Here is a 14,134-nt window from a genome sequence, read left to right as displayed (position 1 = left end):
AAATATACCTGTTTGCCGCATGTTTTCCTCCCTATATGCGCCGCGTACCCAAACGTAGGAGCCCGACCGATGAGCGCATATGCCCTTCCCGCACAACTGACCCTGTGGCAGCGAATCCTGTTTGCCGTGCCGCTCCTGGGCCGGATGATCAAAGAGGTTGCCTACGGCCCGGCAGAGAACCTCTATTACGCCATCGCCACCTTCGTCAGCCTGTGGGGCTGCTCGATCCTGCTGTTCGGCATTCCCGGGCTGTATCTCCCGGCGCTGGCGATGGTGCCGGTGATCTTTACCCTGCTGATCACCATCACCCGCGGCTAAGCGCCCTATCTGCCGGTATCGGCTTGTCTTCCCCCGCTGTCCGGGCCTATTTCTGGCCCCAGAACGGAGGGCTGACGAGATGGCCGATACCTGCGATATCCTGATTTCCGGCGGCGGCATTGCGGGACTGACCGCAGCCGCCGCTTTTGCGTCCAGCGGCTTCAGCGTGATCTGCGCGGACCCCGCCCCGCCGGTAACCGACCGCGACGCCGAAGGATCCGATCTGCGCACCACCGCGTTTCTGCAGCCCGCGCAGGCCCTGCTGGACCGCTGCGGCATCTGGACGCGGCTGGAAGAGCATGCGGCGCCCTTGCAGATCATGCGCATCGTCGATGCGGGCGGCGCCCGGCCCGAACCGCGGGTGGTCAAGGATTTCAACGCCGCCGATATTTCCGACCAGCCCTTCGGGTGGAACCTGCCCAACTGGCTGCTGCGGCGCGAGATGATTGCCCGGCTGGCGGAGCTGCCCAACGTCGACCTGCGCTTTGGCACCGGCACCACGGGCCTGTTCACCCGCACCGGTGAGGCGCGCGTCAGCCTCAGCGACGGCAGCCAGGTGACGGCGAAACTGGTGGTGGCCTGCGACGGCCGCAACTCCCCGATGCGCGCGGCGGCGGGCATTCCGGTGAAAACCACCCGCTACGGCCAAAAGGCGCTGGCTTTTGCCGTCACCCACCCGGTGCCGCACGAGAATGTCTCCACCGAGATCCACCGCTCCGGCGGCCCGTTCACCCTGGTGCCGTTGCCCGACTACCAGGGGCAGCCGTCTTCGGCCATTGTCTGGATGGAGCGCGGGCCGCGCGCGCAGGAGCTGTTGAACCTGGACCCCGCAGCCTTCGAGGCCGCGATGACAGAGCGCAGCTGCGGCTTGTTCGGCGATCTGAAACTGGCCTCGCGCCGCACCATCTGGCCGATCATCAGCCAGTCCGCGGAGCGGCTGAACGGCGAGCGGCTGGCGCTGATGGCCGAGGCGGCCCATGTGGTGCCGCCGATCGGCGCGCAGGGCCTCAACATGTCGCTGGGCGATCTGCGCAGCCTGCTGGAGCTGGCCGAAGCCCGCCCCGAAGGCCTGGGCGATGCGCAGATGCTGGCGGCCTACCACAAGGCCCGCCACAACGAGATCCTGCTGCGGGTGAAGGGCATTGACCTGTTGAACCGGACCTCGATGCTGGCCCCGCGCCCGTTGCGCGACCTGCGCGCTTTTGGCCTCAACGCGCTGTATTCTCTGGCGCCGGTGCGCAAGACGCTGATGCAGATGGGGCTGGGCGTAAAGTAAAGTAAAGCGGCTTTCCTAGTGGAAAGCCGCTGCCTCCGGCGGGAGTATTTTTTGGAAAGATGAAACGCCGGCGCGTTTACAGCACCTGATCCACGACCGTCTTCAGCCGTGCCAAGGTTCCATCCACATCATACAGCTTGTCGAGGCCAAACAGGCCCAGGCGGAAGGTGCGGAAACCGTCAGGCTCGTCGCATTGCAGCGGCACGCCCGCGGCGATCTGTGTCCCCAGCGCCAGGAATTTCTTGCCGTTCTGCACGTCCGGGTCGCTGGTGTAGCTCACCACCACCCCCGGCGCGCCAAAGCCGTCCGCGGCAACCGAGGTGATGCCCTTGTCCTTCAGCATCATCCGCACACCGTTGCCCAGCTCCCATTGCGCCTCGCGCAGGCGCTCAAAGCCGTACTCCTTGGTCTCCAGCATGGTGTCGCGGAAGGCACGCAGCGCATCGGTCGGCATGGTGGCGTGATAGGCATGGCCGCCGTCCTCATAGGCCTTCATGATGGCGCGCCACTGTTTCAGGTTCAGCGCAAAGCTGTCGGAGGCGGTCTCCTCCAGCCGTGCCAGCGCGCGGTCTGACAGCATCACCAGACCGGCAGAGGGCGAGGCGCTCCAGCCCTTCTGCGGGGCGGAGATCAGCACATCGACGCCGGTCGCCTTCATGTCGACCCAGGCGCAGCCCGAGGCGATGCAGTCCAGCACCATCAGCGCGCCAACCTCATGCGCGGCCGCCGCCATTGCGGTCACATAGTCGTCCGGCAGGATCACACCCGCAGCGGTTTCCACATGCGGGGCAAATACGATGTCCGGTTTCTGCTCCTTGATCGCGGCCACCACATCCGCAATCGGCGCCGGTTCAAAGGGCGAGGCCGGTTCATTGCCGGTGCGGCGTGCCTTCATCACGGTCGAGGACGCGGTAAAACCGCCCGCCTCGAAAATCTGGCTCCAGCGGTAGGAGAACCAGCCATTGCGCACCACCAGCGCGTTCGCATCCCGGGCAAACTGGCGCGCCACCGCCTCCATCGCATAGGTGCCGCCGCCCGGCACCAGCGCCACGGCTTCGGCGTTATAGACCTCTTTCAGCATCCCGTTGATGTCCAGCATCACCTGCTGGAAGGCTTTGGACATGTGGTTGAGCGAGCGGTCGGTGAACACCACCGAGAATTCATCCAGACCCTGCGGGTCGACGGTATCGAGCAATGCCATTGCGGCCTCCCTGAAATATTTCATGAAACGGCTAGCCGGTGCTGCGGGCTTTGGCAAACCCTGACTTGGCATACATCGGAACTGCCGTTCCCCGAAGGGGGATATTGACGCCAGCCCGGCAAAAAGACAGCCCAGGCACGACAGAAAGCCCCCGCATTTGCGCCAGGCGGGTTCCGGACCGGCAACAAAAGGGCGGCGTCAGCCCAGCGGCCCCGGCCTGCGCTCCTCGCTCAACAGCACATTGGCCTCCACATTGCCGACGCCCGGCAGGGTCATCACCCGGCGGCGCAGCACGCGTTCAAAGTCGGAAATGTCCCGCGCCGTCACCCGCAGGCGGTAGTCGTACATGCCCAGCACATGCTCCACCGTCTGCACCTCGGGAATGGCCGAGACCGCGCGCTCGAAATCCTCCAGGGAGACCCTTCCCTTGGCCGCCAGCTTCACCCCCAGAAAGACGGTGACGCCAAACCCCAGCTTTTCCTTGTCCAGCTCCAGCTTGCGCCCGGCAATGATGCCCGCCTCCTGCAGCCGCTTGATCCGCCGCCAGGTGGCAGGCTGGCTGAGGCCCAGCTGCCGCCCCAGCGCGCCCGCCGATTGCGTCGCATCCTCCGACAAGGCGCGCAGCAGGGCGAAATCGAGAGCATCCAGCGCGCTCATACCGGCAGCACCTCGTCCGACTTGATCCGCGCCACATGCATCAGCGCCTCGATATCGGCGATGTGCGGCAGCGTCAGGATGCCTGCGCGGTAGATCTGCTGGTAATGCGGCATATCCCGCGCGATCACCGAAAGCCGCACATCGACCTGACCCAGAAAGGTCTGGATCTCCAGAACCTCCGGAATGTCGCGGGCAGCGGCAATGAACTCGTCAAAGGCGCGCGGGTTGGTCTTGTCCAGCGTTACCCGCAGCGAGACCTCCACCGCGTACCCCAAGGCCCGCCAGTCGATCACTGCCCGCTGGCCCAGGATCACCCCGCCCTCGCGCAGCTTCTCCAGCCGCCGCGCTAGCCGCGAGGCGGTCATGCCCAGCCGGTCGGCCAGATCCGGAATCGATTGCTCCGGCTCGCTCTGCAGGTGGCGGAGAATGCGCCGGTCAAGATCATCAAGCATGAATTCTTCACTATCACTGCATTTCACGAATGACCATCGCAAAGAAACTGAAGAATATACGCGCAACCGCAATCGCTTTCCCCGCCCGCTTGCCTATGATGCCTTCAAACACCAAATGAAAGGACGTGGATCATGCGCGTTTATTACGACCGCGATTGCGATGTGAACCTCATCAAGGACAAGAAAGTGGCCATCCTGGGCTATGGCTCCCAAGGCCACGCCCACGCGCTGAACCTGCGCGACAGCGGCGCCAAGAACCTTGTCGTTGCCCTGCGCGAAGGCTCCCCTTCGGCCAAGAAAGCCGAAGGCGAAGGCCTGCAAGTGATGGGCATCGCAGAAGCGGCCGCCTGGTGCGACGTGATCATGTTCACCATGCCCGACGAACTGCAGGCGGAAACCTACAAGAAATACGTCCACGACAACATCCGTCCGGGTGCCGCCATCGCATTTGCCCACGGCCTGAACGTTCACTTCGGCCTGATCGAGCCGAAAGAAGGCGTCGACGTCATCATGATGGCGCCCAAGGGCCCGGGCCACACCGTGCGCGGCGAATACACCAAAGGCGGCGGCGTGCCCTGCCTGGTTGCGGTTCACACCGACGCCACCGGCAAAGCGCTGGAAACCGGCCTGTCCTACTGCTCCGCCATCGGCGGCGGCCGCTCCGGCATTATTGAGACCAACTTCCGCGAAGAATGCGAAACCGACCTGTTCGGCGAGCAGGCGGTTCTCTGCGGCGGCCTGGTTGAGCTGATCCGCTGCGGCTTCGAGACCCTGGTCGAAGCCGGCTATGCCCCGGAAATGGCCTATTTCGAGTGTCTGCACGAAGTGAAGCTGATCGTTGACCTGATCTATGAAGGCGGCATCGCCAACATGGACTACTCGATCTCCAACACTGCCGAGTACGGCCAGTACGTCACCGGCCCGCGCATCCTGAAGTACGACGAGACCAAAGCCCGCATGAAGGCGGTTCTGGAAGACATCCAGCAGGGCAAGTTCGTCCGCGACTTCATGCTGGAAAACGCGGTTGGCCAGCCGACCCTGAAAGCTTCCCGCCGAGCCAACGACGAGCACCTGATCGAGGAAACCGGCGCCAAGCTGCGCGGCATGATGCCGTGGATCTCGGCCGGCAAGATGGTCGACAAAGAGAAGAACTAAGGCGCCCGCGGGTACACCCGCTGACCTTACCTCTGCAGGGCGCTCCGTTTCGGGGCGCCCTTTTTTACAGGCGCAACTCAGTTGCGCTTACGTATTTTCGTCGAGCCATACGCCCAAGTCCGGATAACTGCATGTGATGCGCAAAAAGCCGCGCCCGACCCCGGGTGGGCGTGAAGTGCCCTCCCATATGGAGGGTCGGGCGCTGCCCGGCCTTCAGCCGGGCGATACAGGAGACAAAGATGAACCACTCCCCCGGCGCCGCCAATTGGGTCAAGCTTCTGTTTCTCGGCGTGATCTGGGGTGCTTCCTTCATGGCGGTGTCACTGGCGCTGCGGGGCTTTCCGCCGATGACCATCGCTGCGCTCCGCATCTTGATCGGCGCGATTTGCCTGCTGGCCGTCGTCTATGCCATGGGCATCGGCCTTCCGTCGCTGCGAGCGCGCGAGGGCCGGATCATCTGGGCCTGCGCGGCTGGGATGGGGTTCTTCACCAACGCCCTGCCCTTCACTCTGCTCAGCTGGGGGCAAACTTATGTGGCCAGCGGCTTTGCCGGGGTCTGCATGGCCGTTGTCCCGCTGTTTGTGCTGCCGCTCGCGCATCTTCTGGTGCCGGGCGAGCATATGACCCTGCGCCGCACCATCAGCTTCCTCATTGGCTTTGCCGGCGTGGTGGTGCTGATCGGGCTCGATGCGTTCCGCTCCGCCGGAACCGATTTTGAATCGCTGGCCCGCCTGGCCTGCCTGGGCGCGTCGCTGTGTTATGCCATCGGCTCGATCATCACCCGGCTCTGCCCGCAGGTGAACATGCTGTCGCTCTCCGCCGCAGCGCTGCTGTGCGGCGCTGGCATGATGACCCCTGCCGCGCTTTGGGCCGAAGGCGTGCCGGAGCTGCCCGCAGTTCTGCCGCTCGGTGCTGTCATCTACCTTGGGCTCCTGCCCACGGCGCTGGCGCAGGTGCTTCTTGTCCAGGTCGCCCGCAGCGCAGGCCCGGCCTTCCTGTCCACCGTGAACTACCAGGTGCCGGTCTGGTCGGTGATCTTTGGCGCGGCCCTTCTGGGCGAAACCCTGCCGCCGCAGCTGTTCGCTGCGCTGGCGCTGATCCTCGGCGGCCTTCTCCTCAGCCGCAGCCGCCGCCCGCGCGTTGCCTGAACCGCAAACCGTTCGATCGATAACAAAGCAATTGCCATTGACCCTGCCCGCCCGGCGGGGTCTTGTCGCGCGGTGAACCGGCAAGAGGGATCCATGCCCGATATCGCACCGCGCTACTGGCTAATGATTGCCATCCTGGGCTTTGTCTGGGGCGGGACCTTTCTGCTGATCAAGCTGGCGCTGGACGGCATCACCCCGTTCTGGCTCGCCGCCGGGCGGATCGGCTTTGCGGCACTTCTGTTGTGCGCGGTCTGGGGCTGGCGCGGGTTCAAGCTGTTCCGGGGCGAGACCAGCTGGCCCTCGCTGGTGATCATCGGCATCCTCAGCACCGCCCTGCCCTTCATGCTGATCTCCTGGGGGCAGCAGCATGTCTCTTCCGGCTTTACCGGCGTCAGCATGGCGGCGATCCCGCTGATGGTGCTGCCGCTGGCGCATGTCTTCGTGCCGGGTGAGCAGATGACCCTGCGCCGCTTGATTGGTTTTGCCATCGGCTTTGCCGGTGTTGCGCTGCTGATCGGCGGCAAGGCGTTTGAGACCAGCGGCGCCGAGCTGGAGGCCTATGGCCGCGCCGCCTGCCTGTCGGCAGCGGCCTGCTATTCGGTCAGCTCGATCCTGACCCGCCGCCTGCCGCCGGTGGACCCGGTGGGGCTGGCGGCCATCCTGCTGGTGATCGGCTGCTTCGTCATCTTCCCGGCCGCCTGGGCAGCCGAAGGCCCGCCGGTGATGCCGGACACGCAGACGCTGCTGATTGCCGCCATCCTCGGCCTGATCCCCACCGCCGCGGCCAATCTGCTGCGGGTGATCGTGGTGCGCGAGGCCGGGCCGACCTTCATGACCCTCACCAATTACCAGGTGCCGGTCTGGGCGGTGGTGCTGGGCGCGATTTTCCTGGGCGAAGAGCTGCCGCCCTCAATGCTGCTGGCGATGGTAATGATCCTGGGCGGCCTCGGCCTCAGCCAGTTCGGCAGGCTGAGCCGGCTGTTCGGCAAAGGGGGCTGACGCCCCCCCTGCCTTATTCGGACACAGCTGCCTCGACCGCGGCCACAACGCTGTCGACTGCCAGCGTCATCAGCTCGGCGTCTTCGCTTTCCGCCATCACCCGCACCAAGGGCTCAGTTCCGGACTTGCGGATCAGCAGCCGCCCCTGACCGTCCAGCATCTTCTCAGCCGCGGCAATCGCCTCCTGCACCTGCTCATCCTCCAGCGGCGCCTGGCCTGCCTCAAAGCGCACGTTGCGCAGCCGCTGCGGGACGGTTTCAAACTGATGCGCCAGGGCGGAGGCCTTCTGGCCGGTCTGAACCATCTCCGACAGGAAATGCAGCCCCGCCATCAGCCCGTCGCCGGTGGTGGCATAATCGCTCATCACGATATGGCCGGACTGCTCGCCACCCAGGTTAAAACCGCCCTCGCGCATCCGCTCCACCACGTAACGGTCGCCGACGGCGGTACGCTCCAGCCCCAGGCCCTTGGCCTCCAGATGCCGCTCCAGGCCCAGGTTCGACATTACCGTCGCCACCAGAGCGCCGCCCGCCAGCTGATCCTGCTCGGCCCAGCGGGTCGCCAGCAGCGCCATCAGCTGGTCGCCGTCGGCCACCGTGCCGGTTTCGTCAATCACGATCACCCGGTCCGCATCGCCATCCAGACAGATGCCTGCATGGGCGCCATGCGCCACAACCGCCTCCGCCGCGGTCTGCGGCTGGGTCGAGCCGCAGCCGCGGTTGATGTTCAGCCCGTCCGGGGACACGCCAACCGGGATCACATCGGCGCCCAGTTCCCACAAGACCTCCGGAGCCGTCCGGTGCGCTGCGCCATTGGCGCAGTCGATCACCACCTTCAGCCCGCTAAGGCTCAGGTTGCGCGGCAGCGAGCTTTTGACACGCTCGCCGTAGCGGAAGCGGGCGTCGTCGATCCGTTTGGCGCGGCCGATATTGGCGGCCTGCGCCAGTTCAACGCCGGTGTCGATCAGCGCCTCGATGTCCAGCTCGGCACTGTCGGACAGCTTGAAACCATCCGGGCCGAAAAACTTGATGCCGTTGTCCTCGGACGGGTTGTGGCTGGCGGAGATCATCACCCCGAGATCGGCCCGCATCGAGCGCGTCATCAGGCCCACCGCAGGCGTCGGCACCGGTCCCAGCAGCAGCACGTTCATGCCGGTCGAGGTCAGTCCCGCCGTCAGCGCGTTTTCAAACATATAGCCGGACAGCCGGGTATCCTTGCCGATCACCACCCGGTGCGCCCCGGTGCCATCGCGCCGGAAATAGCGCCCGACAGCAGCGCCGATGCGCAGTGCCATCTCGGCGGTCATGGGGTGGATATTGGCCGTGCCGCGCACGCCATCGGTGCCAAAAAGCTTTCGCATTATTATTTTCCTGCCCAATAAAGCCCTAGCGGACGGCCTGCCAGAGGCGCAGCGCCTGAACCGTCTCGGCCACGTCATGCACCCGCAGAAATTGCACGCCTTGCGCCAGCGCTGCAAGCCCGGCGGCAATGGACCCCGGCGCGCGGGCCTCCGCGCGCGGCTCTTCGCCGATCCTGCCGATAAAGCCCTTGCGGGACACGCCCAGCAGGATCGGGCAGCCAAGCCCGTGAAACAGGCTGAGATTGCGCAGAAGCGTCAGATTGTGCTCCTGCGTCTTGCCAAAGCCGATGCCGGGGTCGATCACGATCTGCTCGCGGATCACCCCGATGGCTTCCAGCCGGTCGATCTGCTGCTCCAGGAAATCATACACGTCCAGCAGCACGTTGGCATACTGGGGGTCCTGCTGCATGGTGGCGGGATCGCCCTGCGCATGCATGATGCAGACCGGCACGCTGGCCTGCGCCGCCAGCGGCGCCAGCGCGGGGTCGAAGGTGAAACCAGACACGTCGTTCAGCAGGTCGGCGCCCGCCTCCAGCGCTTCCAGCCCGACCGTGGCCTTGCGGGTGTCGATGGACACCGGCACCTGGCTTTCGGCCCGGATTGCCGCAATCACCGGAGCGGTGCGGGCGATCTCGTCGGCCTCAGCCACGTCCGCGGCCCCCGGACGGGTGGACTCGCCGCCCACATCAATAATCGTGGCGCCGTCGGCCACCATCTGCAGCGCCGCGGCCTTGGCGGCCTCGACGCCTGCATGTTTGCCGCCGTCGGAGAAGCTGTCAGGGGTCACATTCAAAATGCCCATGATCTGCGGCTGGGTCATGTCCAGCCCTGCGATCGAGGCGCGCCGCGCGCTCAGGCGGCGGCGCTCCTTCTCGGGCACCAGCCCGGCCGGGGCAATCCGCGGCGGCGCCTCGCGGCTCAGAATCTCAACCTCGGTGAACCACAGGGCACTGCCCGCCAGCGGAACCGCGCCCTCGGGGCGCGCCTCGCCATGTCGAACCAACGGCCGGTAATATGTCACAGTTGTGCTTGCTCCACGCTCACGCCCCGCAACGGGACGCCGGGATTATCAGGCAAATTCCCGCCAAGCACAATCATTTCACCCGCCTCGAATGTGGCGGCAAACCAGGCCGCCAGCGCCACCGAGTTCGACGGCGGCGCCGAGGGCCCTTCCACCGCGTCCAGCACGATCTTGGAGGGCGCCCAGACGCAGATTTGGCCGTTCTTCATCGCCCAGTCCAGTTCGGTCCGGGTCGACACCACAACGCAGCGGTCGTCCCTGGCCGCCAGCCGCCAGGCGTTTTGTTCAATCGCCAACAGGTCGATCCGCCGCTGCGTCCATTTGTGCCCGGTTGCGGGCACCGGCAGCGGATGGGTGCCGACGCACAGGATCAGCGGCCGCTTGCGGCACTGCATCTGGTCGATCCAGCCGGTCAGGTTCTCGCTGTCGATGGCGTCATTGGACAGATACATCAGGCGCGGATGCGGGCGCTCTTCCTCATTCACCAGATGGCTGATCTGATCCTTCGAGCGCACCACCTCGACACCCAGCGCGCCAGGACCGCGGTCCAGTTTCTCGATCCGCACAAAGGCGCGCACCGCCTGATGCTCCAGCAGGATCCGCTCGGCCACGCGTTCGGCCAGGGTTTCCAGCAGGTTCAGCCGCTCGGCCGCCAGCTCATGCGCAATCGCCTCCGTCACCTTGTCATAGGACAGGATGCGGTCAACATCGTCATCCAGGTCCTTGGGCAAGGGCGCCACTTCGACCACCACGTTGAAACAGATCCGCTGGGTGGTGCCGCGCTCCGCCTGAAAGGCGCCGATCTCCACCTCGACGGTGTGGTCCCGCAGGGAAATGCGGTCCAGCGGACCCGGTGCGGCGGTCGCCACGGAACGCTCAGAGGGGTGCGCAAAGGCGAGGCGGATTTCAGAGGGCATGGGAAACGGGCCTTTGGCTGGCTGTGTCGGGTGTGGGTCCCAACAATAGTCTTTTGGCGCCTTCATAACAGTCCCGCAAACGCCACGCCAGTAGCCGAAAGCGGCACGGATATGCCGCCTTCAGGCGTTCAGTTGCTCAGCGCGGTCCGGTAGCGATCGTCGCGGTAGAACACATGCACGCCGATGCGCGCGGTGTTTGTGAAGACCCGGCTCCAGCGCGGCCGCACCGCGGTGGTGTGATAGTAGGTCGCGCCATCCGTCAGCTCGGTCTTCAGCCCGTCCAGCGCCGCCCGCGCCACCTTCGACACCCGCTGATAGGCCTTCTTTTCGTTGATCACTTCCTTGTAGCCGTCGCAGGTGTAGGTGAACTGGCACTGGTACTTGCGCCCGGTGCCCTGTTTGATCACCCCGCACAGCGTATTCGGGAACTGGGCGCTTTTGACCCGGTTCAGGATCACCTCGGCCACGGCAAACTGGCCTTTCACGGTCTCGCCCCGGGCCTCGAAATACAGCGCCTCCGCCAGGCAGGCAAATTGCTCGCCGCCTGTCGCTTTTGGCCGCGAATCCAGCCACGCTTTGCTGTATTCGACTTTCGCCTGAGGCTTACGGCTATTGAGCGGATTTGAGCGGTATCCAAACAATCCGCTGAACTTTCGGGCAGGTACTGCGTTGAGACTGGCCTGTTCACGCTCGATCAGCGCATCCAGGCCGGTTTCGGCGGCAACACTTTTACCCATCGTGATGGTGGCAGCCATCACGGCAATCATAGTCAACAATTTCATTCAGGGTTCCCCCGTCCTAGCAGCTTGTGCCCGGTGTCCCCAGCACATGCGATCGCATCCCTTAATGGAATTGGCCCCAAACGTCCAGCTTTCGGGGGGCTGCCGCACGGTACAGGAAACACACGAGCCGCCGGTCTGACGCCGGCGGCCGCTGGATGCCCCAATTTTTCTTAATATTTTGTGTAGGTTGGTGCGACCTGGCCGGTTTGGCTGGAAATCGCCAATTGGGCTGCGGCCAAACGCGCAACCGGCACGCGAAACGGCGAGCACGAAACGTAATCAAAGCCCGCATCCCGGCAAAACGCAATCGATTCGGGGTTGCCGCCGTGCTCGCCGCAGATCGACAGGGTGATATCCGGATTCTCCGCCCGGCCGCGCTGCACCCCCAGTTTCAGCAGCTCTCCCACGCCGTCAGTGTCCAGCACGTGGAAGGGATCTTCAGGGAAAACGCCCTGGTTCACGTAATCCGACATGAACCGGCCCGCATCGTCGCGCGACAGGCCATAGGTCATCTGGGTCAGGTCGTTGGTGCCAAAGCTGAGGAACGCCGTATGCGGTGAAATCTCGCCCGCGCGCAGCGCCGCGCGCGGCGTTTCCACCATCACCCCCAGCCGGTAGGTAAAATCCTCGCTGCGCTCGGCCTTCACCGCGGCGGCCACCGCGTCAATACGGGTCTTGACCAGTTCCACCTCGCGCTTGGCCGAAACCAGCGGGATCATGATCTCCGGCACCACCGGCTCGCCCCATTTGGAGGCTTCCAAAGTGGCCTCAAAGATCGCCCGCGCCTGCATGTCGTAGATTTCCGGCACCGTGACCCCCAGCCGCACGCCGCGCAGGCCCAGCATCGGGTTGTACTCGCCCATCTCCTCCACCCGGCGCGTCACATCGCTGACCGGGATGCCCAAGGCCTCCGACAGCTCGCGCTGGCCGGATTTGGTGGCGGGCAGGAATTCATGCAGCGGCGGGTCGAACAGGCGGATGCAAACCGGCATCCCCTCCATGATCCGGAACAGCTCGCGGAAGTCATTGCGCTGCATCGGCAGCAAGCGCTCCAGCACCGCAGCCCGGCCAGAGGATGTCTCGGCAAAGATCATCTCCCGCATCACCGTCAGGCGGCCGGGATCAAAGAACATGTGCTCGGTGCGGCAGAGCCCAATGCCTTGGGCGTTGAATTTCCGTGCCGTTTCAGCATCTTCCGGCGTATCCGCATTGGCCCGGATGCCGATGTCGCGGGCACCGTCCGCCCAGGTCAGCAGGGTCAGCAGCGCGCCGTCCTCCGCCGCCTCCAGCATCTCCGGCTGGCCCGCCAGAACCTGGCCGCTGCTGCCGTCGATGGTGATGATCTCGCCAGCCTTGAACATCCGCCCATCCGCGGCCTGCAGCATCTTGAGCTTGGTGTGGAACTTGATGTTGGACGCGCCGACAATACAGGGCAGCCCCAGACCGCGGCCGATCACCGCGGCGTGGCTGGTCATGCCGCCCTTCTCGGTCAGCACCCCGGCAGCGGCGTGCATACCGCGCACATCCTCCGGCGAGGTTTCCCGCCGCACCAGGATGCAAGGCTCGCCGCGCGCCGCGCTGGCCTGCGCCCCGGCGGCAGTGAACACCAGCTTGCCGGTGGCCGCGCCCGGGCTGGCGGCAATGCCGCGCCCGATCACGTCGCGCTTGGCATAAGGCGCCACCTGGCGGTGCAAAAGCTCGTTCAGGATATGCGCATCGACCCGCATCAGCGCCTCTTGCTGCGGGATAATCCCGTCTTCCGCCAGCGCCACCGCAATCCGCACCGCCGCCCGCGCCGAGCGGACCACCCGCACCCCGTCCAGGATATGCACCCGGCCGTTGTCGACGACGAACTCCAGCTGCATCTCCTCGCGCAGCTTGCGGCGCATCAGCGCGGCGTGAGCCTTGAGATCCGCAAAGGCTTCCGGCGCCAGTTCCTCCAGCGACAGCCCGCGGGCGTCCTTGGCCAGATACAACGCCCCGGCCCCGGCCCCCAGCGCGTCGCGGCCCTGGCTTTGGCTCAGGTAGCGCCCGGTCAGCTGCGGCTGGCCGGTGGTGGAATTCACCAGCTGCAGCACGCCGGAGCCGCATTCGCCCTGCCCCACACCGGGGATCATCTCCTGCACCACCAGCCCGAGGCCGGCATCGGCCGGTGCGCCCTTGGCCTGGCGCAACAGCCGCGCCGAGGTGCCCTCCCACGCCCGCGCCATCGAGCGCAGCACCTCCGCCAGCTGCTCGCCCGGGTCCTGCGGGAACGGCTCGTCGGTTTCCGCCTCATAGGCATGCAGGATTTCGCTCAGCGCATCCGGGCCGCCGTCCTCGACATCGTCGAACACATCCGGGTCCAGCCGCGCCACATGCACTGCGTAGGATTGCACGAACCGCAGATACAGCGCCGCCGCCGCTTCCCGGCCCAGGGTGTCGCACAGGTCAACATAGCGCGCATCATTCATGCCGATGTTCAGGATCGCGCCGGGACCGCCCCAGTCCGGGTCCTCGGACGAGGGGCGCACGCACAGCAGCGCCTCCGGGTCGAACTCCCCCAGCACCGCTGACAGATCGGGCATCTGCCCTTCGGCGATGGCATGCACCGCATCAAAGGACAGCGCCACCGTGCGCGGCACCGGCAGGTCCAGCCGCACCAGCCGCTGCAAGCATTTTGCCCGCCCGCCATGGGTGGCGGTGGCAATTGGCGCGGTGGCGGTGATGAGGCAGGCCGGCGGGGTCTGTACGAAATCTTTCTGCACTGCAGCACGTCTCCTTTGCCAGTCACCATAAGGGGATGCGGCGATGGCGCAAGAGCCTTGTAGCGGCCTGCGGAGGCTGAAAGCGCTGCGGAAACGAAAAA

General features: G+C 65.4%; 13 protein-coding genes. 5 read left to right on the top strand and 8 right to left on the bottom strand.

Annotated features, from left to right (window positions below; translation table 11 throughout):
• Positions 1–69: 69 nt before the first annotated feature.
• Positions 70–318: a hypothetical protein gene (locus tag B2P87_RS16265; RefSeq protein WP_058284245.1), complete on the top strand. Its 249-nt coding sequence runs from the start codon at positions 70–72 to the stop codon at positions 316–318.
• Between the two features lie 79 nt (positions 319–397).
• The gene (locus B2P87_RS16260; protein WP_141889760.1) at positions 398–1,594 is read left to right on the top strand and encodes a UbiH/UbiF family hydroxylase; all 1,197 of its coding nucleotides are present in this window, start codon (positions 398–400) and stop codon (positions 1,592–1,594) included.
• A 76-nt stretch (positions 1,595–1,670) separates the two neighbouring features.
• Here B2P87_RS16260 and B2P87_RS16255 read toward each other — a convergent pair whose 3' ends face one another.
• The 3 genes from B2P87_RS16255 to B2P87_RS16245 form a co-directional block, all read right to left on the bottom strand.
• Positions 1,671–2,795 carry an aminotransferase class V-fold PLP-dependent enzyme gene (locus tag B2P87_RS16255; RefSeq protein WP_141889759.1) on the bottom strand — a complete coding sequence of 375 codons (1,125 nt, stop codon included), beginning with the start codon at positions 2,793–2,795 and terminating at the stop codon, positions 1,671–1,673.
• Positions 2,796–2,993: 198 nt separating this feature from the next.
• Entirely contained in the window at positions 2,994–3,452 is a 459-nt protein-coding gene (locus B2P87_RS16250) for an Lrp/AsnC family transcriptional regulator (protein WP_141889758.1), read from the bottom strand.
• The gene (locus B2P87_RS16245; RefSeq protein ID WP_058284242.1) at positions 3,449–3,904 is read right to left on the bottom strand and encodes an Lrp/AsnC family transcriptional regulator; all 456 of its coding nucleotides are present in this window, start codon (positions 3,902–3,904) and stop codon (positions 3,449–3,451) included. The genes B2P87_RS16250 and B2P87_RS16245 overlap by 4 nt, the downstream gene beginning before the upstream one ends.
• A 132-nt stretch (positions 3,905–4,036) precedes the next feature.
• Here B2P87_RS16245 and ilvC point away from each other — a divergent pair, with 132 nt between their 5' ends.
• From ilvC to B2P87_RS16230, 3 genes are all read left to right on the top strand, one after another.
• Entirely contained in the window at positions 4,037–5,059 is a 1,023-nt protein-coding gene (gene ilvC / locus B2P87_RS16240; protein ID WP_058284241.1) for a ketol-acid reductoisomerase, read from the top strand.
• A gap of 239 nt (positions 5,060–5,298) precedes the next feature.
• The gene (locus tag B2P87_RS16235) at positions 5,299–6,207 is read left to right on the top strand and encodes a DMT family transporter (RefSeq protein ID WP_141889757.1); all 909 of its coding nucleotides are present in this window, start codon (positions 5,299–5,301) and stop codon (positions 6,205–6,207) included.
• Positions 6,208–6,300: 93 nt separating this feature from the next.
• Positions 6,301–7,206 (top strand): DMT family transporter, encoded by a 906-nt coding sequence (locus B2P87_RS16230; protein WP_141889756.1) that lies wholly within the window; start codon positions 6,301–6,303, stop codon positions 7,204–7,206.
• A 13-nt stretch (positions 7,207–7,219) separates the two neighbouring features.
• Here the strand turns inward: B2P87_RS16230 and glmM are convergent, their stop codons facing one another.
• The 5 genes from glmM to B2P87_RS16205 all read right to left on the bottom strand — a co-directional run bounded on the left by glmM (position 7,220) and on the right by B2P87_RS16205 (position 14,033).
• A complete protein-coding gene (gene glmM / locus B2P87_RS16225) occupies positions 7,220–8,566 on the bottom strand; it encodes a phosphoglucosamine mutase (RefSeq protein WP_141889755.1) in 1,347 nt (448 codons plus the stop codon).
• A 25-nt stretch (positions 8,567–8,591) separates the two neighbouring features.
• Positions 8,592–9,587, bottom strand: a complete 996-nt coding sequence (folP, locus tag B2P87_RS16220) for a dihydropteroate synthase (RefSeq protein WP_058284237.1) — start codon at positions 9,585–9,587, stop codon at positions 8,592–8,594.
• Complete coding sequence (locus B2P87_RS16215) at positions 9,584–10,504, bottom strand: dihydroneopterin aldolase (RefSeq protein WP_058284236.1); 921 nt, start codon at positions 10,502–10,504, stop codon at positions 9,584–9,586. Before B2P87_RS16215 ends, folP begins: the two co-directional genes overlap by 4 nt.
• A gap of 128 nt (positions 10,505–10,632) precedes the next feature.
• A complete protein-coding gene (locus B2P87_RS16210) occupies positions 10,633–11,286 on the bottom strand; it encodes a cell wall hydrolase (RefSeq protein WP_058284235.1) in 654 nt (217 codons plus the stop codon).
• A 170-nt stretch (positions 11,287–11,456) separates the two neighbouring features.
• Positions 11,457–14,033: a putative PEP-binding protein gene (locus B2P87_RS16205; RefSeq protein ID WP_141889754.1), complete on the bottom strand. Its 2,577-nt coding sequence runs from the start codon at positions 14,031–14,033 to the stop codon at positions 11,457–11,459.
• Between the last annotated feature and the right edge of the window lie 101 nt (positions 14,034–14,134).

The sequence above is a fragment of the Leisingera sp. UBA4491 genome (assembly GCF_002388965.1).
Taxonomy (GTDB): Bacteria; Pseudomonadota; Alphaproteobacteria; order Rhodobacterales; family Rhodobacteraceae; genus Leisingera; species Leisingera aquaemixtae.
This window is presented reverse-complemented; position numbering and strand designations above follow the sequence as displayed.